The sequence below is a fragment of the Photorhabdus heterorhabditis genome (assembly GCF_018448905.1).
Taxonomy (GTDB): domain Bacteria; phylum Pseudomonadota; class Gammaproteobacteria; order Enterobacterales; family Enterobacteriaceae; genus Photorhabdus; species Photorhabdus heterorhabditis.
Genome location: NZ_RCWA01000028.1, coordinates 41845 through 64128 on the forward strand (window position 1 = coordinate 41845; position 22284 = coordinate 64128).

Annotated in this window: 18 protein-coding genes and 3 tRNA genes; 9 read left to right on the forward strand and 12 right to left on the reverse strand. The window is 42.7% G+C overall.

Annotated features, from left to right (window positions below; all coding sequences use genetic code 11):
* Positions 1 to 5: 5 nt before the first annotated feature.
* Positions 6 to 557, reverse strand: a complete 552-nt coding sequence (syd, locus tag EAE89_RS16380; protein WP_054479486.1) for a SecY-interacting protein — start codon at positions 555 to 557, stop codon at positions 6 to 8.
* Positions 558 to 718: 161 nt separating this feature from the next.
* On the opposite strand from syd, the gene queF reads away from it, so the two are divergent.
* The 3 genes from queF (at position 719) to xni (ending at position 3856) form a co-directional block, all read left to right on the forward strand.
* Positions 719 to 1567 carry an NADPH-dependent 7-cyano-7-deazaguanine reductase QueF gene (gene queF, locus EAE89_RS16385; RefSeq protein WP_054479487.1) on the forward strand — a complete coding sequence of 283 codons (849 nt, stop codon included), beginning with the start codon at positions 719 to 721 and terminating at the stop codon, positions 1565 to 1567.
* A gap of 109 nt (positions 1568 to 1676) precedes the next feature.
* Positions 1677 to 3044, forward strand: coding sequence for a nucleotide 5'-monophosphate nucleosidase PpnN (ppnN, locus tag EAE89_RS16390; protein ID WP_054479488.1), 1368 nt, complete (start codon positions 1677 to 1679; stop codon positions 3042 to 3044).
* 56 nt (positions 3045 to 3100) lie between these two features.
* Positions 3101 to 3856, forward strand: coding sequence for a flap endonuclease Xni (gene xni, locus EAE89_RS16395; RefSeq protein WP_054479490.1), 756 nt, complete (start codon positions 3101 to 3103; stop codon positions 3854 to 3856).
* Here the strand turns inward: xni and EAE89_RS16400 are convergent.
* From EAE89_RS16400 to EAE89_RS16435, 8 genes are all read right to left on the reverse strand, one after another.
* On the reverse strand, positions 3853 to 5229 hold the full coding sequence (locus EAE89_RS16400) for a TolC family outer membrane protein (RefSeq protein ID WP_149616063.1): 1377 nt from the start codon (positions 5227 to 5229) through the stop codon (positions 3853 to 3855). The two genes, xni and EAE89_RS16400, sit on opposite strands and share 4 nt — an antisense overlap.
* Positions 5230 to 5231: 2 nt before the next feature.
* The gene (locus tag EAE89_RS16405; RefSeq protein ID WP_214086246.1) at positions 5232 to 6560 is read right to left on the reverse strand and encodes an HlyD family type I secretion periplasmic adaptor subunit; all 1329 of its coding nucleotides are present in this window, start codon (positions 6558 to 6560) and stop codon (positions 5232 to 5234) included.
* Between the two features lie 66 nt (positions 6561 to 6626).
* A complete protein-coding gene (locus EAE89_RS16410; protein WP_214086247.1) occupies positions 6627 to 8357 on the reverse strand; it encodes a type I secretion system permease/ATPase in 1731 nt (576 codons plus the stop codon).
* Positions 8358 to 8441: 84 nt separating this feature from the next.
* Positions 8442 to 8756, reverse strand: coding sequence for a protease inhibitor Inh/omp19 family protein (locus EAE89_RS16415; protein WP_054479507.1), 315 nt, complete (start codon positions 8754 to 8756; stop codon positions 8442 to 8444).
* A 125-nt stretch (positions 8757 to 8881) separates the two neighbouring features.
* Positions 8882 to 10336: a serralysin gene (gene prtA / locus EAE89_RS16420; protein WP_268794970.1), complete on the reverse strand. Its 1455-nt coding sequence runs from the start codon at positions 10334 to 10336 to the stop codon at positions 8882 to 8884.
* A gap of 1190 nt (positions 10337 to 11526) precedes the next feature.
* The gene (gene rlmM, locus EAE89_RS16425; RefSeq protein WP_054481221.1) at positions 11527 to 12627 is read right to left on the reverse strand and encodes a 23S rRNA (cytidine(2498)-2'-O)-methyltransferase RlmM; all 1101 of its coding nucleotides are present in this window, start codon (positions 12625 to 12627) and stop codon (positions 11527 to 11529) included.
* On the reverse strand, positions 12620 to 13015 hold the full coding sequence (locus EAE89_RS16430; RefSeq protein ID WP_054481220.1) for a DUF423 domain-containing protein: 396 nt from the start codon (positions 13013 to 13015) through the stop codon (positions 12620 to 12622). Before EAE89_RS16430 ends, rlmM begins: the two co-directional genes overlap by 8 nt.
* Before the next feature lie 314 nt (positions 13016 to 13329).
* Positions 13330 to 14250, reverse strand: a complete 921-nt coding sequence (locus EAE89_RS16435; RefSeq protein ID WP_054481217.1) for a transcriptional regulator GcvA — start codon at positions 14248 to 14250, stop codon at positions 13330 to 13332.
* A gap of 539 nt (positions 14251 to 14789) precedes the next feature.
* Here EAE89_RS16435 and csdA point away from each other — a divergent pair.
* Together csdA and csdE are read left to right on the forward strand one after the other, a co-directional pair.
* Positions 14790 to 15998 carry a cysteine desulfurase CsdA gene (gene csdA / locus EAE89_RS16440; RefSeq protein WP_054481215.1) on the forward strand — a complete coding sequence of 403 codons (1209 nt, stop codon included), beginning with the start codon at positions 14790 to 14792 and terminating at the stop codon, positions 15996 to 15998.
* Between the two features lie 3 nt (positions 15999 to 16001).
* A complete protein-coding gene (gene csdE, locus EAE89_RS16445; RefSeq protein WP_054481214.1) occupies positions 16002 to 16463 on the forward strand; it encodes a cysteine desulfurase sulfur acceptor subunit CsdE in 462 nt (153 codons plus the stop codon).
* On the opposite strand, the gene tcdA is transcribed toward csdE, so the two are convergent.
* Together tcdA and mltA are read right to left on the reverse strand one after the other, a co-directional pair.
* Positions 16460 to 17272, reverse strand: a complete 813-nt coding sequence (gene tcdA / locus EAE89_RS16450; protein WP_054481212.1) for a tRNA cyclic N6-threonylcarbamoyladenosine(37) synthase TcdA — start codon at positions 17270 to 17272, stop codon at positions 16460 to 16462. The genes csdE and tcdA overlap by 4 nt on opposite strands.
* 48 nt (positions 17273 to 17320) lie before the next feature.
* Positions 17321 to 18418 carry a murein transglycosylase A gene (gene mltA / locus EAE89_RS16455; protein ID WP_214086248.1) on the reverse strand — a complete coding sequence of 366 codons (1098 nt, stop codon included), beginning with the start codon at positions 18416 to 18418 and terminating at the stop codon, positions 17321 to 17323.
* A 218-nt stretch (positions 18419 to 18636) separates the two neighbouring features.
* On the opposite strand from mltA, the gene EAE89_RS16460 reads away from it, so the two are divergent.
* From EAE89_RS16460 to EAE89_RS16470, 3 genes are all read left to right on the forward strand, one after another.
* Positions 18637 to 18713 (forward strand) — tRNA-Met (locus EAE89_RS16460).
* Positions 18714 to 18815: 102 nt separating this feature from the next.
* Positions 18816 to 18892 (forward strand) — tRNA-Met (locus EAE89_RS16465).
* 30 nt (positions 18893 to 18922) lie between these two features.
* Positions 18923 to 18999 (forward strand) — tRNA-Met (locus EAE89_RS16470).
* A gap of 93 nt (positions 19000 to 19092) precedes the next feature.
* On the opposite strand, the gene amiC is transcribed toward EAE89_RS16470, so the two are convergent.
* The gene (amiC, locus tag EAE89_RS16475) at positions 19093 to 20340 is read right to left on the reverse strand and encodes an N-acetylmuramoyl-L-alanine amidase AmiC (protein ID WP_054481208.1); all 1248 of its coding nucleotides are present in this window, start codon (positions 20338 to 20340) and stop codon (positions 19093 to 19095) included.
* Positions 20341 to 20586: 246 nt separating this feature from the next.
* Between amiC and argA the strand changes: the two genes are divergently transcribed.
* Positions 20587 to 21924, forward strand: coding sequence for an amino-acid N-acetyltransferase (gene argA / locus EAE89_RS16480; RefSeq protein ID WP_214086249.1), 1338 nt, complete (start codon positions 20587 to 20589; stop codon positions 21922 to 21924).
* The last annotated feature ends 360 nt before the right edge of the window (positions 21925 to 22284 follow it).

Consider the following 22284-nt stretch of genomic DNA (forward strand, 5'->3'; position numbering starts at 1 on the left):
CAAGCCTAACAAATGAAGACAGGCTTAATTGCACCAAGAAACCCAATTAAATCGGTAAACAACGGAGTTCTTTTATCACTACCAAACTGCTCCAGGATCACTTCACCGGTCAAATTACACAGAGAAATAATACTCATATCTGAATCCACGGTCGCAATAAATGCTGTTGGTGACAATTTTAGCCGTTTCTGTGTCACCAGATGCCCTATCAGGTTTTCCTGTAAACGGATAAAGTCCTCCTCGCTCCAGACCTGAATCAAACTCAGCTGTTGACCTTCAAACATTGCCGTCATATCACCAGCTAATTGAGAGGTATAAAAATCATGAATTGCTGGCTGTAATTGGATATCCAATGCAACTTCAACTTTATTCAGCTTGTCTTCCGAAGGAAAAGGCTGAGGAAGCCAATAAACAATGTCATCACCAGTATGGGTAATACAAGGTGATGGCACATCATAAAGCTCACTGCTGGCAGGTGCAGTTCCCGTTTCCTTCTGCCACAAATCAACATAACGACGGGTAAAATCAGCCAACGCCTCTGTAACACTAGAAATCATATTATTTTCAACCAGTCACTGTTAGGAGGTACTTATGACATTATGTTAAACCAAATATTACGAATTAAAATGGTGAACAAATAAAATTCTGATAAAACCCCGTAGCCTGATAAACTTGAGCAATGACTGCGATCCACTATTATCAAATTTTGAGGAATAACATGTCGTTATATCAGGATCATCAAGCTCTTGAGCAACTTACATTAGGTAAAACCACTTCATATCATGACCAATATGATGCCAACTTACTGCAAGCAATACCACGCAGTATGAACCGTGAACCGCTAAAAATTCTCTGTGATAATTTACCATTTCACGGAGCTGATATCTGGACACTATATGAGCTGTCATGGCTAAACAGCCGTGGTTTACCACAAGTTGCTGTCGGGCATGTTAGCCTGAATGCGACGAGTAAAAACCTGATAGAGTCTAAAAGTTTTAAACTCTATCTGAACAGCTTTAACCAAACCCGTTTTGAAAACTGGCAAACTGTCGAAGAAACACTACAGCGTGATCTGGCCGCTTGCGCAGAAGGCCATGTAGAAGTGACACTTCATCATTTGGATCATTTCAATAACCAACCGATTTCCGCTTTTACCGGTGAATGTATTGATAACCAAGATATTGACATTACTGAATATAATTTCAAGCGTGATTATCTGCAAGGCGCCGCACAAGGCCCATTAGTGGAAGAGGTTTTAGTTAGCCATCTACTGAAATCCAACTGTCTGATTACCCATCAACCTGACTGGGGGTCTGTCCAGATTCACTATAAAGGAGCAAAAATTAACCAAGAAGCGTTACTACGTTATCTGGTATCATTTCGGCACCATAATGAATTTCATGAGCAATGTGTTGAACGTATTTTCAATGATCTACAACAGTTATGTGCACCAGAAAAGCTCTCGGTCTATGCTCGTTATACCCGTCGCGGGGGATTAGATATCAACCCATGGCGCACAAATAATGCAGACTTTGCTCCAGTAACAGGCAGGCTAGCACGCCAATAAATCTACCGTTCTGAGTGCAGCCTGGGCAAAATTAAGCTGAATAGGAAATGTGACATATTCAGTTTAACGATATTGAGGTGAAACCCATACACGATATAAGGAGTCATTCTTGATTACACATATCAACCCACTCGGTTCAATGGATTTACTATCTCAACTTGAAGTAGATATGCTAAAGAGTACCGCAAAAAGTGATCTCTATCGCTTATTTCGTAACTGCTCACTAGCTGTACTCAATTCCGGTAGCCAAACAGATAATAGTAAAGAACTGCTCTCTAAATACACAGATTTTGATATTAACGTGTTGCGCCGTGAGCGTGGAGTAAAACTGGAATTGGTAAATCCACCAGAAGAGGCATTTGTTGATGGGAAAATTATCCATTCACTGCAAGCGAATTTGTTCGCAGTGCTTCGGGATATCTTGTTTGTCCATACTCAGATTACCGATTCAAGAAAACAATATCATCCCAGTCTGGAAGATAGTGCCTATATCACCAACACCATATTCTCTATTCTGCGTAACGCCAGAGCATTACATACCGACGAAGATCCCAATATGATTGTCTGTTGGGGCGGCCACTCAGTGACTAAACAAGAGTATCAATACAGCCGTAAAGTCGGTCATCAGCTTGGGCTGCGAGGGCTCAATATCTGTACCGGCTGCGGCCCTGGTGCAATGGAAGCACCGATGAAAGGTGCAGCCGTAGGTCATGCACAACAGAATTATAAAAATAGCCGTTTTATCGGTATCACCGAGCCATCAATCATTGCAGCTGAACCCCCTAACCCATTAGTGAACGAACTGATTATCATGCCGGATATAGAAAAACGTCTGGAAGCTTTCGTTCGTATTGCTCACGGTATCATTATTTTCCCAGGTGGTGTCGGCACAACAGAAGAATTATTCTATCTGTTGGGTATTCTGATGGACCCGGAAAATCAGGAACAGATATTGCCATTGATTCTTACCGGTCCGAAAGAAAGTGCAGATTATTTCCGGGTCTTGGATGAATTTATTGTTCATACATTGGGAAAAGGAGCACGACGCTACTATCACACCATTATTGATGACGCTCCTGAAGTTGCCCGGATAATGAAAGAAGCCATGCCATTAGTAAGAGATAACCGCCACAGTACCGGTGATGCATACAGTTTTAATTGGTCAATGAAGATCAACTATGATTTACAACAACCGTTTGCACCCTCTCATGAAAACATGACTAATCTTAATCTCTATCCTGATCAGTCTCCTGACAAACTGGTAGCTGCACTACGCCGTGCTTTTTCTGGGATTGTTGCCGGCAATGTGAAAGAGATTGGTATTCACGCGATTGAAAAACATGGCCCATTCAAAATCCACGGGGATGCTGAAATAATGCGCCATATGGATAAGCTGCTGACAGACTTTGTGGAACAGCACAGGATGAAACTACCAGGTGGCACTGCTTACGAGCCTTGCTACGAAATTACCCGATAACAAAAAAAGATGTCTGCTCCACGGATGGAGCACAATTATGCTTATAGTGATCCAATATGATACACCTTCTAATTGTTGATGCTCTTAACCTTATCCGCCGCATTCACGCTGTGCAGGGTAGCCCATGCATTGCTGCCTGTGAACATGCACTGAAGCAGTTGATCCAACATACCAATCCTACCCATGCTGTCGCAGTATTCGATGAGGAAGATCGCAGTAACAGTTGGCGTCACCAAATATTACCGGCCTACAAAGCTGGCCGTTCGCCAATGCCTGACAATCTGAAACAAGAAATGCCGCAGATCAGAATATCATTTGAACAACAAGGCATAGCCTGCTGGCATGCCCAAGGACATGAAGCAGATGATCTAGCCGCGACGCTGGCAGTAAAAGTCGCTTCTGCCGGTTACGTTACGATTGTTTCTACTGATAAAGGTTATTGCCAATTACTTTCACCCAATATCCGTATCCGCGACTACTTCCAGAAACGCTGGCTGGATATGCCATTTGTTCAACAAGAATTTGGCGTTTCTCCAGAACAATTACCTGATTACTGGGGACTGGCGGGGATCAGTAGCAGTAAAATACCCGGAATTCAGGGGATTGGCCCTAAAACCGCCACGGCTTTACTGCAACAGGTTGGTACACTGGATAACCTTTTCCAGAATCTCGATCAACAACCAGATAAATGGCGCAACAAGCTGGAATCAAATAGAGAAATCGCTTTTATCAGCCGGGAAGTTGCGTCGTTACGTACCGATTTAGCGTTAAATGGCAATCTGCAACAACTCCGGCTGACAACAGCAAACTAACGGAAATACCCTGCTACCTTATCCAAATGCTCACCTTTTAGCTCTCCGGCCTCATTTAGTAGGCCGACCCAAGCTTTAATATAATTATATTTTGCCTGAGAAAGATCACGCCGGGCAGTATATAACTGCTGCTCAGCATTCAGAATATCCACATTAACCCGCTGCCCAAGAACAACACTCTTACTGGTCGCATCTACCTGCAAGCTGGCTGATTCAACAGCCATTTCATAAGCATTAATCCGCTTTTCACTATTCAGGTACTGATTATAATTTCGGCGTAATGCATTAAGAACTTCTCCTGCCTGAGCATCAAGATCATATCTAGTTCTTCCATATTGCGCCGCCGCCTGACGTACAGAAGCCGATGTACCACCCCCATTATAGATATTCATGCTCATCCGCAAGCCAATGGTATCGGTTCGATACTTCTGATCTACCGTATTATCGCTGCTAGATTCGCTTTCAGAATGGGAAGCATAGAGTTCCAACTTAGGTAAATAACCTGCCCGGTTACGTTGCACCTCATGGTACGCCGCTTTCACTTCCTGACGGGAAGCGGCCAGAACCGGATTGTTAGCTAATGCCAGTTTTTCCCATTCTTCATAATGGCTTGGCGACAACTTCAATATCTTAAACTGCGTCTTATCTGATAGCCGCTGCACCGGTAAATCAATGGGAAGAGGAACACCAACAATCAGTTGTAAACCCCGGATTGCTGCATCCAGATCATCTTTAGCTGCTATTTCATCGGCAATAGCCTGGCTGTAACGAGATTGTGTTTCCACTACATCAGTACGTGTCCCTTCACCAGAAGCAAATAACTTCCTGTTCAGTTCCAATTGTTTTTCATACGCCATTTTCTGGCGTATCACCAAATCAATCTGATCCTGAGCATAAGCCACATCCACGTAAGCATTCACTACCCGGACAGCTAATTGCTGAAAATCTGCCCGAAAACGTTCATTACTCATTAACGTATGAGCCTGACTGGCTTTATAACGCGCCCATATCTCAAAATCTATCAATGGCTGAGTCAGCACAACTGCCGCGTTATAACTGCTATATTGGCGATCCCGACTTTCCGTTGTCTTATTTCCCCGACGATCATACGTAGGGTATTCCATATGTTGCCAGTTCTTCGGTGAATGCTGATAAGACATCATCACTTTAGGTAACAATTCTGCCCTGCCAATCTTTTCATACTCTTCTCCTCCTTCTCTTTCTTTTACTGCCGAGAGAAAAGTAGGATCATTTTCTAATGCCAGCGCATAAGCCTCTGTCAGGCTCAGTGCCCATGCAGGAAAAGAGAACAAACTGACACTGAAAAGAATTAACAAACTCACTGATGATAAAGAAGCACGATGCAGTTTCATAATCACTCCTCTATCAACGATGTCGAAGCCCGATCCCACAATGGCTTAAACAGGTAACTCAACAAGGAACGTGAACCGGTTTTGACAAATACTTCAACTGGCATCCCCGGCCTGATATCCAGCCCTTTCAGTTTTTCCATCTCTTCAGGGGATACGACTGCTCTCATCTGATAATAAGGTTGGCTATTCACAGGATCTACCAATCTGTCTGCGGAAACCATGACCACTTTTCCCGCAATTTTTGGCGTCCGGTTCTGATTAAAAGCGGTGAACATCAGATCTACATCCAGCCCTTTACTAATCTTATCTGCCAGATTAACCGCAACACGGGTTTCCACTTCAAGCGCCATTTGGTTCGGTAGAATTTCCATCAGTTTTTCACCGGGAGCAACAACACCACCCTGTGTAAAAATATTTAACCCGACAACCGTGCCATCAACCGGTGCCACAATTGAAGTATGCGTAAGTTCAAACTGGGCTGTATCCAACTTATTTCTGTATTCACTGGCAGCAACCTGCACCTCTGCCAATTGCGTACGCACTTCCCGTTGATAGTCTGCGTTGCGCTGAATAATACGCTGCTGGGTTTCCTGTAGCTGTTTTTCAAGCTGGCCGGTACGCCCTTCCATTTCCGCTATGCTACTGTTGAGTTCAGCCTGTTCACGCAGAAGTTCCAAATAACGATTACGCGGGAAATATCCCTCATCCACTAAAGATTTAAGATTAACTATCTGTTCTTTAAGTGCTACCTGTTGCACTCGTTTACTGACAAGAGAAGCTTTCAGCCCTTTAATCTGAAAGTTTGTACCAGCAACAGACTGCTCAAGCCCTTCCAGATCGCTTTGCAGCATTTCCCGGCGTGATGCGAACAGTTGTTTTTGCAATGCAATAATCTCTTTCACCCGAGGTTCAGATTGTAATTGCTGGAATATTTCGGGAAAAACCAGCATGTCATCACCATGCTGTTCAGCCAATAAACGGGTTTCCGTTGCTAATGTGGTATACAGTTGATCCTGAAGCGCATCTACCTGTGCTTTTGCCTGCACCTGACTGAGCTGAACGAGAGTTTGGCCCGCTTTTATTGTTTCTCCTTCAACAACCATAATCTGGCTAATAATACCGCTTGCCGGGGCTTGAACCGTTTTGCGGTTGCCATCCACAACCACCACACCAGAAGACGCGACCCCTTTATCCAACGGCGCAAATGCTGCCCAAATGAGAAACCCCAAGATCCCCACACCAATCACCAACCATCCTAGTCGTAAAAAATGCCCTTCTTCTAGTGGCAATAATCCTTTTCCATCCACTACCGGCGTATTCTGATCAGACATATCCACTCCCGGACAGAAATCTCCGTCTCAGCTATTTGATATTATTATAATTACATGCTTATTTGCTTATGATGCCTGTGCAACTGCCTTGGCCGCAGAAGGTTCCTGACTTTTATTTTGTTGCGATAAAGCAGTCATTACCTGCTGAGATGAACCAAACATCTTCATTTTTCCCTGAACCAGTAGCAATATTTTGTTCGTCTGTGACAACAATGATGTGCGGTGAGTAATCACAATCACAGTTTTTCCTTGCGCTTTCAGCTGAGCAATAGCTTGATTCAGCGCTCTTTCACCCGCTTCATCCAGGCTGGAATTAGGTTCATCCAGAACCACAAGTGATGGCTCATCATACAACGCACGAGCAAGACCAATTCGCTGTTTCTGACCGCCAGATAGCCCAATACCGCCGGCACCAATAACAGTGTCATAACCCTTATCAAGCGCTAATATCAGTTCATGAACCCCAGCTTTCTTTGCCGCCTGAACAACTTTTTCTGATTCCACTTCATTGAAACGAGCAATGTTCTCAGCGATAGTGCCGCCAAATAGCTCAATATCTTGCGGTAAATATCCTATTGAAGAACCCAATTCATCTTTGTTCCACCGATAAATATCTGCATTATCAAGACGGACTACACCTTCCTGTGCCGGCCATATCCCGACCAGTAACCGGGCGAGGGTCGATTTCCCTGAAGCACTGGGGCCAATTAATCCCATCACATCACCCGCATCCAGCGCAAAACTAACATCCTGCAACACAACCTTACTGTTTCTTCCTGGAGGTGCGGCTGAAACTTTTTCTACCACCAAATTGCCTTTTGGCACCGGTAATGACATGCCCGATTTCCGTTCTGGTTGCTGCTCCAACAAATCGGTTAATCGTTGCCATGACAAACGCGCTGCACTCCAACCTTTCCAGGCTTGAATCAGCTGTTCAATCGGCGAAAGTGCCCGCCCCATCAGAATTGAAGCAGCAATCATCATTCCTGGCGTAATATGCCCGTCAATTGCTAACCAGCCACCTAATCCAAGGATCAGCGACTGTAACGCCAAACGCACTGTTTTAGTGACTGAATTAATTACTGAAGCCCGTTCACTGGCAATACGCTGGAAATTCAGAAAACGTTCATGTAATCCAAACCATCTCCGGCGTAACACCGGCAACATCCCCAACGCCTCTATTACTTCAGCGTTACGCAAGTTAGTGCTAGCGAGGCTGGCTGAACGCAGAGCAAGTTTATTGGCTTCTGATAAAGGCTGGCTTGATACCCACTGATTCAACACAGCAAGGGCAATCAATACCAACGCCCCCACTAATGACAACAAACCAAGCCAGGGGTTAAAAAGAAAAATAACCAGCAAGTAGATTGGGAACCAGGGGGCATCAAAGAAAGCAAATAAGGCATTACCCGTCAGAAACTGGCGAATATTTGCCAAGTCATTGAGCATCTGCCCCGCATCTGTTGTACCATTTTTCAGATTTGATTCGTAAGATGCGGTATAAACCCGATTATTCAGCTTCATATCAAGCTGGCTACCAATACGAATAACAATCATGCTGCGGATATATTCCAGCATCCCCATCATGGCAAACATGCCAAGAGTAATCAGGGTCAACATCAGCAAAGTGATTTCATTGCCCGACGGCAACACTCTGTCATAAACCTGCAACATATAAACAGATGGAACCAACATGAGCAGGTTAATAAAGGCAGTGAACAACCCGATAGTCCAAAACACCCGACTACGGGCACGAATGACATCAGCAATCTCGTCCTTTGGGAGTAGTAATTTCACAGCATTTCCTTAATAACTATCTGATATATCTTATTTTTATAAATATGTGACTATCTGATGTTAACGTTCCTTGCCCTATTCGCTTTACTTACCCGGTCTCATTATCAATTCCCGGCCATCAGCAAACCGGGCAAACCAGCCATCTGACTCATGAGCAAAAAAAGCCAAACCACTCCCCTGATTATCTGTAATTGTGATGCCATCAGGCGTAGGCCGCCAACCGGCAGGTACTTCACCAAACATATCCGCCAAACACGTGTTATCACCATTAAGTGACCAAATTGACCCCTCCGGTAATGGTTGATCAGTCAATGACACATCACATTGTTGACGTTTATCTGACAGTTGCCATACGCCTTTCAATTCACTAGCGTGTGGCAGATCAAGACTACTTGCCATACTTCCTCCAATAATGCTGAATGTAAGAACAACAAAGAATGCAAATTTTAGATACCAAGTCGCAAAAACCATGCCGTCTCCAAACGAATAACCGCATCCAAATTAGATGCGGTTGTATTGTTGTGTTATGCAAGAATGAAATCAGACTCTAATATTGGTTCCCCGACAATTTTTACCCAAAAATCATCGTAAGATAATTCTCCACCCATATTAATAACGAAATCATTCACCTTATCAACGGTGTTATAACGAAGCACAGCTTCTCCGACGGCACCAGTGAATTCCTCGACAAACTTAACACCTCCTTTCCCGGCTTCACCCAGATCGAACAGTGACACATCAATCTTGTCTTCACCGGAAACAAAGTCATGAATCCAATCACGCTCAAGAGGAGGTGATTCCTTGGCACTCAGGTAAACAAATGTATCTTTACCTTCTCCACCCCAAAGGTTATCTGCTCCCAAACCACCGTAGATGATGTCATCACCAGCACCACCTTTCAGAGTATTGTCAGCATCATTGCCTATCAGAATGTCATTGCCACTGCCACCAATCGCATTTTCAATCGTTACACCACGAGCAATCGAAACGTTTCCTTTCAGGCCACCAACATCAGAGAAAGAGGCTTCATTCAGGTTGATGCGCTGATCCTGAGTAAAACCAGAGAAATCAAACGTATCATTACCACCCGCATCCCAGGCAGTGAACAACAGTTTGCTGTTCTCATCTTTTGCGGTATAGAAATCGCGATCTGTGTTGGAATTAAAGCCGTATACAGTGTCATCTGTACGGGTTGTATTATTAACACCATATTTTGCCTGAATGGCAGAAATATCGTTAAGTAATGGTGCAGAAGAATAAATACCTTTGAAGTCTTGCCCAGTATTCTTCTCACTGAAATAACTCATGACGGTATAAGCGCGGCTATCTTCAAAATAGGTGGCGCTATTCTTATAAGTTGGGTTTACCTTATCAGACGCATTATAATCAGCCGGATGCTGTAACCCCAGTGTATGACCGATTTCATGAGTAAACGTTTGACGGCCATAACCATTCACGTCAATATCATTATTTGAGAAAGTACGGCTTGTTGCGTTATACCAGGTTCCTAATTGCGTTTTATCTGGGGTTGGCAGATACGCAAACGCATAACTCCCCGTCAAACTCTCATCAAAGAACCCAAAAGTGATATTCGCCTCCTTTACATCAGAGGTTTCAACGAAGTTAATATTAGCAACATCCGCCCAAGATTGTATTGACAGTTTTGCAGCAGCTTTTTGCGCCTCATTAAATGCTGAAAATTCAGAAATATGCCATGGCATATTATCCGGTTCACTCTCCAAGAAATTATACTTTAATTGGAAAGCCTTAGATTTATCGTCGTCCTGATGCCCCCAACTATAATCACCCCGGATTAATTCTTTAGCAGCATCTTTACTAGGCTCATGCTCAACGACAATATTAGAATCCTTACCTGGTATATAAGCCTGTAACCATTTCAGCAACTCATTTGCCTTCTCTGAACCGCTAACTTCTTCCGAGTATGAAATTTTTTTCTTTAAAGACATATATTTCTCCATAAATTCAGGACTTAGATATAAAAACCTTTTTATTTTATTAAATACAAGTCGATAAAACCTGAAAACAACAGACCGCCCCTGGTCATACAAATTAAGAACTAAAATCCCTTTCACATAAAAGTAACACTAAAGTTAATTGTATAAAAAGCAATTAACATACTTTTTTAATATAAACGTGATAAAAATAACATAAAACAAATAAGCGATTGTTTTACATAACATAACTATTTAAGGCGAAAAAAACGCCGCTAATTTCTTAACGTTATCTTATTTCTCACTAATTATTCATAATTTAACTATCCATAAAGTAAACTTTAAAAAATTTATATAATTATTGTTTATAATTTCAATCAGAAATTATCCCAAGCCGTTATATGAATAGAAAAAATAAGAATAACCTCCCACTTAGACTGCAATATTGAACGATATGACGTATATAAAAGGGATCTAAACCAGCAAATACCCATATATTATTATCAAACAAAGTAACAACAACTTAATTAAATAAATAAATAAAAATATATATATCACACAGCAGTTAATAATTAATTTATTCTAAATAATTCTTTTTCGATATAATGAGATTATATTTGTAGTTTTTTAAAACAAAATAAGAATATCAAAAAAGTTGATTAAACATGCTTAAAAACAAGATATCAAATAAATAATTAAACATATTCATAAAGATATCAAATTTAAAACAGCAACTTAAGCTTGATATAATGCAAACATTATTTTAGTTTAATATCACAATTAAACTTCATATCCTAACCCTAGTTAAATTAATTTAAAAAAACAATCAATTTCATTCTTCCAAGTTAATAATATTAATTAACTGGATTATTGCGAATTAATCTCATGTTTCCTTAAGCAGTTATAATAATATATTTATTTCACCATTTGCCTTAAGTCAAGTAAAAAAAATCAACAATTTTCAGACAAAAATTATACTACATTAATGGTCAGATTAAATATAACAACCTCACAACTGATCATTATGTAATATCCTCCATGATGAATAAATGAGTTACATCATTTCAATATGTTACTTTTATTACATATGGGAATGAAAACAAAATGCAATAATGTCATTCAATATTAAAATAAAAACGCCTCAAAATATCACTGAGGCGCTTTATGAAGTCTTATTTTAGGAATTTATTCCAGAAATAACGATGAACAACAGTTAATCAGTCATTATTCCGACTGTTTGCATAAGCAGACCAAATACGACGAACATGAACCGTTATTTCTTCCCTGTCATGATAAAGGTGCTTTGCCTGAATTTGTGCATTGATACCATTCTCTTTTAATTGCAGATTCATTTTCTGCAAATTATGCGCAACTTCTTCATAACGCTTTTTCATGGGCAGTTTGAGATTAAAAATAGCCTCCCGACACCAACCATTAACCAACCAATCAGCCATGAGTTGCGTCACTTTTGCCGGCTTTTCCACCATATCACACACTAGCCAATAAATGTTTTTTACCGAAGGTTGAAACTTAAAACCATCAATTTTGTGATGCCGAACCTGCCCGGTATCCATCAGGCTTTGCGACATAGGACCATTATCCACAGCATGAACCATCATACTGCGTTTCACCAATTGGTAGGTCCAACCACCAGGACATGCACCTAAATCAACAGCATACAGACCACTAGCCAGCCGCTCTTCCCATTCATCATAAGGAATAAAAACATGAAAAGCTTCTTCCAACTTCAGTGTTGAACGACTTGGTGCATCTGAAGGGAACTTCAATCGGGGAATGCCCATATAAAATGGCGAGTTGTTATTACTGTAAGAATAACCAACATAACAGCAACCCGGTGCAATAAAGAAAACATGTATGACGGGACGGCTCGTGTTTTCCTTAATCTGCAAAATTTTTTCCTGACGCATAGCATTACGCAACGGCACAGTAAATTTCCGGCAGAATTTCAACAACTCTTTACTTTCATTAGTATCAGGCACTTCAACCCGTAGTTCGCCCGCACGTTCGATGACACCATGTAACATACCAACAATCGGACTTATCCGATCTTCAGGAGATAAATCTCGTAATAATTCACCCACGACTAGCATTTGGCGGGCAAAAATCAATTCCCGAAAGGGTATCTCACGAATAAGACGATCTGCATCTTCATGCTGATAACACTCAAACAGAACATAACCGCTGTTGTCTTTTACCCGGGCAAAACCGTAAATCTCTTTTTGACCCGCTTTATCGGTGATTTCTGCCGCACACTCTTTTTCAAAACCAGGGCGACAATATAAGGCAATTTTATTCATGGCGAAGCGCCGATTTCCTTAGACGCAAAGCGCCGATTAATACTAAGATCCAGCCAATAAGAAAGCTGCCCCCTCCAACTGGAGTAATATAAGCGAAAAATTTAACCTGCAATAAGGCCATACAATAGAGACTGCCACTAAACAACAAAATGCCTACCGCGAAAAAGACACCACTCCAGTAAAACCAGAGAATAACTTTACGCATCAGCATGGCAGATATAGCCATCATTGCCAGAGTGTGAATACCCTGATATTGCAGACCAAGCTCAATCCAGCCTAGCTGATATTTTTCCATAATCGGAGATAATAAATGCGATCCGATAGCACCAAACGCCACATAGAAAAAACCACTAATGCCAGCAAAGATAAGCATTAAACGACTATTCACTGTTATCTTCCTTTTTCATATTTATACCCTTCATCTTTCAAGCTGCTGCTTTGTTGGCTGCGTTCACTTACCCCGGTCACAGAGTTATCTATGCTCCCGGGGATGCGTTCTCTTGCCGCCGCACTGCAACTTGAAATCTATTGGGTATATACCCTTCATCTTTCAAGCTGCTGCTTTGTTGGCTACGTTCACTTACCCCGGTCACAGAGTTATCTATGCTCCCGGGGATTCGCGCCCTTGCCGTCTCGATCCATCTTGAAATCCATTGGGTATATATCTGAGAACTCTTGTAACCAGAATGACTTATCCTTTCCTTATTCATTGGTAATAAAACCCAATTTCTCCTGCTCACTAGCGGCCTGTGCCAGAACCCATTGCCGGAATGCTGCGATTTTCCCTACCTCAGCCTGACTATCATGACAAACAAGGTAAAATGCATTCTTGCTCACTAACACATCATTAAATGGGCAAACTAAACGCCCGGCATCAATTTCAGTCCGAGCCATGACATTATTTGCCAATGCAACCCCTTGCCCATGAACCGCCGCCTGGATCACCATGGCGCTATGGCTAAATATAGGTCCCTGCTGAACATTTATCTGCTGTTGCATCTCAAGTTGACGTACATAAGCCAGCCAGTCACGGCGAGAAGAATCGTGCAATAATGTATGGCGCGCTAAATCTGCTGGTGTTTTCAGAGGATTCTCCCCAGTTAGTAGCGTAGGAGAACAAACAGGGAGCAAATATTCTGCATAAAGACGATCTGTTCGCAACCCCGGCCAGTTTCCACGGCCATAAAATATAGCAACATCAACATCATCAGCGAGCTTATCTTCTTCTCTGTCTACCGCCTGTATCCTGACATCAATTCCCGGGTAAGCTAAATTAAAGCCAGACAACCTTGGAACCAACCACTGAATAGCAAAGCTGGGTGAAAGACTGACAGTCAAAGCCCCTTTCGCACTTCGAGCTTGAAGTTTACGCGTTGCTTCATTTATAGACGTGAAAATTTCTTTAATATCCAAATAATAACTTTGTCCCTCTTCAGTCAACAATAGTGATCGGTTGCGACGACGAAACAGCTTAAGCCCCAGAAAGTCCTCCAAACTTTTCATCTGGTGGCTAACTGCGGCCTGCGTCACAAATAACTCTTCAGCTGCCTTAGTAAAACTCAAATGGCGCGCCGCAGCATCAAAAACCCGCAACGCATTAAGTGGTGGTAAACGTTTGGACATGTGAGCCCTTATTCAATATTAGTGATACCGGTAACTCTTTATATTTATTTATTAGTTTTTGTAATCCGAACCATTATAAATTGTCCATTGAGGATACTCCAGTAAATCCCTATAGTGGCGCCACTTCCCAAGCCGGAACGAAAAGTGAATTAGCAGTAACGCTATGGAACTTTTGGCTTTGTGGTTGTGATGTTGTGTTTGCAAGTTGTCTGGAAAACCAGACTGTGTAGCTTAAGCTACTGTTTTTTCACTTCCTGTACATTTACCCTGTCTGTCCATAGTGATTTTTTAATGCACCGCGGTTGCGGTGCTTTTTTTTGGCATAATTACTGGAACATGGCACTATTATTCGATGTATACCAATAGATTTCAATTTGCAGCGCGGCGGCAAGAGAACGCATCCCCGGGAGCATAGATAACGATGTGACTGGAGTAAGTGAACGTAGCCAACAAAGCAGCAACTTGAAGGATGAAGGGTATAATGACTATCACCGACAGAATAGCCTGATAAACAACAACGAAATCAACTCAAAACAACTATGAAAAAGTTCGAACCAGAACAATTCCGTCGGCAATTTCCTGCCCTACAACAACAGACTGTATTTTTAGACAGTGCGGCAACTGCACTCAAACCACAAGCCATGATAAAAGTAACTCAGGATTATTATCAGTGCAGTAGTGCTACAGTACATCGCAGCCAACATCACGCAGCACAGGAAGCGACATCCCGCTATGAAAATGCCCGCCAACTGGTTGCTGAACTCATCAACACCCCAACACCTGAGAATATTATCTGGACAAAAGGAACTACAGAATCCCTCAATCTGGTTGTTCAGAATTATTTCCGTCCTCGTCTCCAACCCGGAGATGAAATTATAGTTAGTGAACAGGAACACCATTCTAATTTGATCCCTTGGTTAATGCTGGCAGAGCAAATAGGCGCCAAGGTTATTAAATGGCCTTTAGGCAACGGCAAATTACCAGATATAAATACCTTACCTAAACTTCTGAACCAACACAGTCGATTGATAGCCATTAGCCAAATGTCCAACGTGACTGGCGGAGCCGTTGATTTAACTGCAATAACCAAAATAGCGCACCAACACGGTTGCCGGATCGTGGTTGATGGCGCACAAGGCGTTGTTCACAATCCTGTTGACGTTCAGCAAACAGATATCGATTTCTACGCATTTTCAGCTCATAAGCTCTATGGTCCAAATGGCGTTGGCGTACTTTATGGTAAAAGTGAGCTACTTGAAGCCATGTCTCCCTGGCAAGGCGGCGGTAAAATGCTTACTCAGGCATCATTCAGTGGTTTTACACCGGAAGCTGTACCATTCAGATTTGAGGCGGGTACACCAAATGTTGCAGGTGTTATTGGCTTTTCAGCCACACTAGAATGGCTGAAAGATCTTGATATGACCAAAGCTGAAACCCATGCTGTCACTCTCGCTGACTACACCGAAGAACAACTTTCCGCTTTACCCGGGTTTATCAGCTATCGTATTGCTGGTTCCAGCTTGCTGGCTTTTAATTTTGCTGGCATTCATCACGGTGATTTGGCGACTATTTTGGCAGAACAAAATATTGCCTTACGCTCTGGTCAGCACTGCGCTCAACCATTGATCGAGGCTTTAAATATCAGTGGCTGTTTACGGGCATCTTTTATGCCTTACAACAATCAGCAGGATGCCGATTCTTTAGTTCAGGCGGTAAAATTCGGCCTTTCTCTACTACAAGATGAATAATATATGACACAACCCACTAAAGGATTGACCGCACCACACCCATTCGGTCAAAAAATTAACCAGCAACAGCTAACCGAAACCTTTAACCAATGCCGCCAATGGGAAGATCGCTATCGCCAGTTAATCTTACTGGCGAAGAAACTACCAGCACTGTCTGACAACTTGAAACAACAGGACATCGAAATATCAGGCTGTGAAAACCGAGTTTGGTTAGGATATCAATTAATGCCAAATGGCTATTTGCACTTTTATGGTGACAGCGAGGGCCGCATTGTAAAAGGTCTGCTAGCCGTAATCCTAACCGCCGTAGAAGGAAAAACACCGAAACAAGTTTCGGAAACTAACTTGCTGGCGTTGTTCCACCAGCTTGGACTAGAACAACAGTTAAGTGGTTCACGGTTGAACGGCGTAAAATCGCTGATTCATACCGTGCAAAACGCCGCAAAACATTACACCAAAGATTAAAGTTCACCCCGGCGTTGAGCTTTAGCCACCATCTTTTTCAATGCATGGGAAACCGCAACAAACCCGAACGTCGCCGTGACCATCGTCGCGGCACCAAAACCGGAAGCACAATCCATGCGTTTAGTCCCTTCCGCCGTACTTTTCGCGGCACAAACAGAACCATCACCTTGCGGATAAACCAATTGCTCAGTTGAAAACACACAATCAATTCCCAACTTGCCTTTACCATTCTTCACAATGTGATAATCAGATTTCAGCCGTTCCCGCAACTTAGCTGCCAACGGGTCCTGAATAGTTTTCGCTAAATCAACAACCTGAATTTGTGTAGGATCAAGTTGCCCACCTGCACCACCTGTTGTTACCAACGGAATTTTATGGCGACGACAATAAGCCAACAAAGCTGCTTTCGGCCTGACACTATCAATAGCATCAACCACATAACTGAACCCGGCAGACATGATTTCCTCAACGTTATCCGGTGAGAGAAAATCATCAATACAAGTCACTTTACACTCAGGGTTAATTGCCAGAATACGTTCTGCAATCACTTCCGTTTTTGGTTGCCCAATATGCTGCTTTAAAGCGTGTAATTGGCGGTTGGTATTCGTAATGCATACATCATCCATATCAATCAAGGTAATCGCGCCTATTCCGGTACGAGCCAAAGCCTCAGCAGCCCAGGAACCCACACCACCGATACCCACCACACAAATATGGGAATGAAAAAATAAAGAGAGCGCTTTTTGACCATATAAACGGGCAGTCCCCGCAAAACGCTGCATATATGCATCAGAAAGAGAAGTTTGCATCACTGAATATCAATCCTGAAAACCTGTTATAAAATCCATGGAGAGGCATTACTGATTGACCATCAGCATAGCCGGTTGCTCTTTTTTCAGCACCCAAACTCGACCATAGTGGTTATAAAACCCGGCCATCATACCAGCCTCACGACCAATACCATGATAAATATCGAAGTGATGACCTTTTATTGCACCGCCGATATCCAATGCAATCATCAGACGCATCTGGTACTGACCGGTAAATTTACCTTGTTCATCTAACAAAGGTACCTCTGCCAACAATGTTGTTCCTGGTGGAATAAGTGTTTTGTCTGAAGCCACAGAGGCTTTTGCAATCAGAGGAACAGCACTCGCTCCCCGCACCGAGGCATAAACTTCAGGTTTAAAAAAGACAAACGAAGGATTTTGCTCTAGCAGCTCACGAACTTCTGCCTCGCTATGAGATTCAATCCATCTACGAATCGACAGTATAGATATATCTTCCTGCGCAATTTCTCCGCGCTCAATCAGCAGTTTGCCAATACTGCGGTAAACCTGCCCATTCTTACCTGCATACCCCAAAAAGGTCAGCGGCCCACCATCACCAAAATCAACATAACCACTGCCCTGTACTTCCATAAGATAATTATCAATCAGCGAACGACTGTAACCAATAATCAAATTAGGGCTGAGGGCACCATTATATATCTCAGCTCGACTTGGTAAATGGTATCTGCCTTTAGGCGGCATACGGTACAGAGGATATTTAAATTCACCTTGTTTAACACGGCGAGCTTGTAATATCGGCGTATAGTAACCCGTGAACTGGACATTACCGTAATTATCCACACCTTCCATCTGATAAGCATGTAGATTAAACAGATTCAATTTACTGGTTTCACCACCTGCTAACATCCAGTTCTGGACCGCATCAAAAGTTGAGCTATTATTCTTATACAGACGAGGTGCAGACTGATTAATAAGCGCAACCTGCTCTGAAAAGTCTTTAGCATTAACCGGCCTCCCCTGAGCATTAGGTTGATTCACGAGCCGTAAATCCTCAGTAATATGACCATCTTTATATTGTTGGCCCAGATCTGTTGGATGAGAATGACATCCAACCAGCAGTGAAATCATGACCCCACCCAGAAGATGCTTACTCCAAAGTCTCATTATTGCTCTCTCTTACCAACATTGCTCAGCGGCAAACAATATCAAACCAACAAAAATAATGAAACTTACCATAAAAAAATAACGTCACGGGACAATGATACAAACGAACAAAAATACGCCAATATGTGGGGTAACTAATCAAAAACGTAACGAAACAAACAATAATTAATAAAAAAACTTGCAACGGATCTCATCCTGAGTATAGTGCCCGCATCGGACGCGGGGTGGAGCAGCTTGGTAGCTCGTCGGGCTCATAACCCGAAGGTCGTCGGTTCAAATCCGGCCCCCGCAACCAATACAATGAAATAGTTCGATATAACAGTTCGATATTTGTGAATAAGAACCTATTCCAGCAAGCATTATCGATGCAGGAAAATACCAGAAAGGTTCTAACGGACGCGGGATGGAGCAGCTTGGTAGCTCGTCGGGCTCATAACCCGAAGGTCGTCGGTTCAAATCCGGCTCCCGCAACCAATTTTTCGCAACTAAAAATACTCAAACGGACGCGGGGTGGAGCAGCTTGGTAGCTCGTCGGGCTCATAACCCGAAGGTCGTCGGTTCAAATCCGGCCCCCGCAACCAATTCTTTGTGCGTTTCAGCATATACATTCCAAAAACAATTCATCTATGCTTTTATCCCCATCATATCCGCACTCAGTTTAAATGGCGGATATTTCACCGCCGAACCAAATCACCGCCATTCTTGAAATAAGCTTTGATACCCGCAAAAATTGACTCTGCTACCTGTTGCTGGAAACGCGCAGTTTTCAGTTTTCGTTCCTCTTCCAGGTTACTAATAAACGCAGTCTCCACCAGAATGGATGGGATATCCGGGGCTTTAAGTACCGCGAATCCTGCCTGATCTACCCGGTTTTTATGCAATTTATTCACGTTGCCCATGCGCCTGAGCACTTCACTGCCAAATTTAAGGCTGTCGTTGATTGTCGCGGTCTGTAGCAAATCAAACATGGTATGATCCAGATACTTATCGCCGCTTTTACTTACCCCACCAATCTGGTCAGCCTCGTTTTGAGTCTGGGCTAAAAAACGTGCAGTATTACTGGTCGCACCTTTAGTAGAAAGTGCAAAAACCGAAGAGCCGCGTGCCGCCCGGTTAGTAAAGGCATCAGCGTGAATAGAAACGAACAAATCAGCCCTCATCTTACGTGCCTTTGCCACCCGAACTTTTAGCGGAATAAACACATCTTCATTACGGGTCATATAAACTTTCATATTCGGCTCACGCTGAATAATACTTTTCAATCGACGGGCAATTTGTAGAACAACGTCTTTTTCTCGGGTTTTATATTTACCAATAGCACCGGGATCTTCCCCTCCATGCCCGGGATCAAGCATAATAACAATCGGCCTGTCCTTACCTGCTTTGCCGGATTTTGGTATTTTCGCCGGTAAATCCTCAGCCAAATTACCTCTATTGTACTCCTCAAGCAGAGCAAGTAGTGGATCATCATCGGTATTCGCTCCCGTTGCCGGATAAATATCCAATACCAGACGATGTTTAAATTCCGCCACTGGTTTCAACGTAAACATATGCGGGCTGACCAGTTGTTTAACCTCAAACACCAAACGAACAGTTTTAGGATCAAATTGCCCTGCCCTAACCAATTTAAGATAAGGATCACGGGACTGAATCTGTTCTCCCATCCCTTTTAAGGCGTGATTCAACTGCACACCTTCAAGATCAACAACAATTCTGTTTGGATTTTTCAGCATAAACTGGCGATATTTGAGTGAAATATTAGACTCAAGCGTTACACGGGTATAACTGGATGCAGGCCAAATACGTACAGCAATAATTTTTGATGACGCGGCGTAACCTACTTGGCTGACACTAAGCAACCACATTGCTGCGGCTCCCTGCAACAAGCGACGTCGTGACAGATTATGATCTGAATGACTCATCTACTATTTTATTCCATTCATAAAATACAAATATTCAGGGTAATATTCACCAAGAGAAACAGCCAAGTGAAAAACTCTAACCAATCAACATTATGCTGTCATCAACAAAAAGCATTTTATATGCTGCAAATTATTAACGTCCACATCTATATCACAATGCTTTTATCTTAATTGCCTCTTGCCATTCCTCTTCAAAAAGAATAAAAATACATAAATTTCGAATAAAAATTCAATCGAGAGCCTGTTATGAAAGAACGAAGCACCGAATTAGTTGAGGGATTTCGCCACTCGGTTCCGTACATCAATGCACACCGTGGCAAAACTTTTATTATCATGCTTAGCGGAGAAGCGATTGCTCATGAAAACTTCCCGAATATCATCAACGATATCGGATTACTGCATAGTTTAGGTATCCGTCTGATTGTTGTTTATGGCGCCAGACCGCAAATTGAACAAAATATTGCAGACCACCATTACGAACCGGCTTATCACAAACACACCCGTGTTACTGATAATAAAACATTAGAATTCGTCAAACAGTCTGCTGGTTTAGTGCAACTGGATATCACCGCACGTCTTTCCATGAGCCTGAATAATACCCCATTACAAGGAGCAAATATTAATGTTGTGAGCGGTAACTTTATTATAGCTCAACCTCTAGGCGTTGATGATGGTATCGATTATTGCCACAGCGGCAGAATTCGTCGCATTGATGAAAACGCAATCAACCTTCAGTTAGACCATGGCGTAATAGTGCTGATTGGCCCTGTTGCGGTTTCTGTCACTGGAGAGAGTTTTAATCTGCCATCAGAAGAAATTGCTACTCAGTTAGCTATCAAGCTACGGGCTGAAAAACTGATTGGCTTCTGTTCTTCTCAAGGTGTGCAGGACAAAGATGGACAAATTCTATCTGAAATTTTTCTTAATCAAGCACAAGAATACATTGAAGAATTGACACTCCAGGGGGACTACTATTCAAGTACAACCCGTTTTTTACGAAGTGCAGTGAAAGCTTGCCGTGGTGGTGTTCGCCGCAGCCACTTATTAAGCTATCAGGCAGATGGTGCTCTGGTTCAGGAATTATTCTCCCGTGATGGTATTGGCACCCAAATAGTCATGGAGAGTGCGGAACAAATACGCAGGGCTAATATTAATGATATTGGTGGCATTTTCGAACTTATCCGCCCACTGGAACAACAAGGGATTTTGGTTCGCCGTTCAAGAGAACAACTTGAGAGAGAAATTGATAAATTCACCATTATCGAACGCGACAACCTGACTATCGCCTGTGCTGCACTTTACCCCTATCCTGATGAAAAAATCGGGGAAATGGCTTGCTTAGCCGTTCATCCCAAATATCGAAGTTCTTTAAGAGGTGAAGCTCTATTAAATCGCATCTCAGAGCATGCCCAGCAATTTGGACTAGAAAAACTTTTCGTCCTGACTACCCGCAGTATCCATTGGTTTCAGGAACGGGGTTTTGAGCCGGCAGAAATCTCAATGCTACCGATTGAGAAGCAAGCACTATACAACTACCAGCGCCGTTCAAAAATCCTTATGTTAAGTTTGGAACCACAGCAATAAACGTATTTATGCCGCAAGGTTTACATTGCCCTTAATTCAGCGGTAATGATATTAAACCTACGGCATCCTACCGCTGACTTAGTCTGTTAATTCAGTGAATAATCGAAGAAATAAATAGTGTCCACTTAAATTATAAAGTGCACCCCAAAAGTTAGACATTTTTCCTATCGAAAGACAGAAGTCCTCATATAGGGCGCTTACATTTAAACGGCGCTATTCACCTAGTTATGAGACCCGCGATAACCATCACGGGCCTTGTTACCGATCAGTGCCAGTTGGCTGCCAGTACAGGTTGCAGCCGCTGTTGCTCGACATCACCGAGCATGGCCGTCGCCGGTGCTGGGGGCGCGAAGGCAGCCA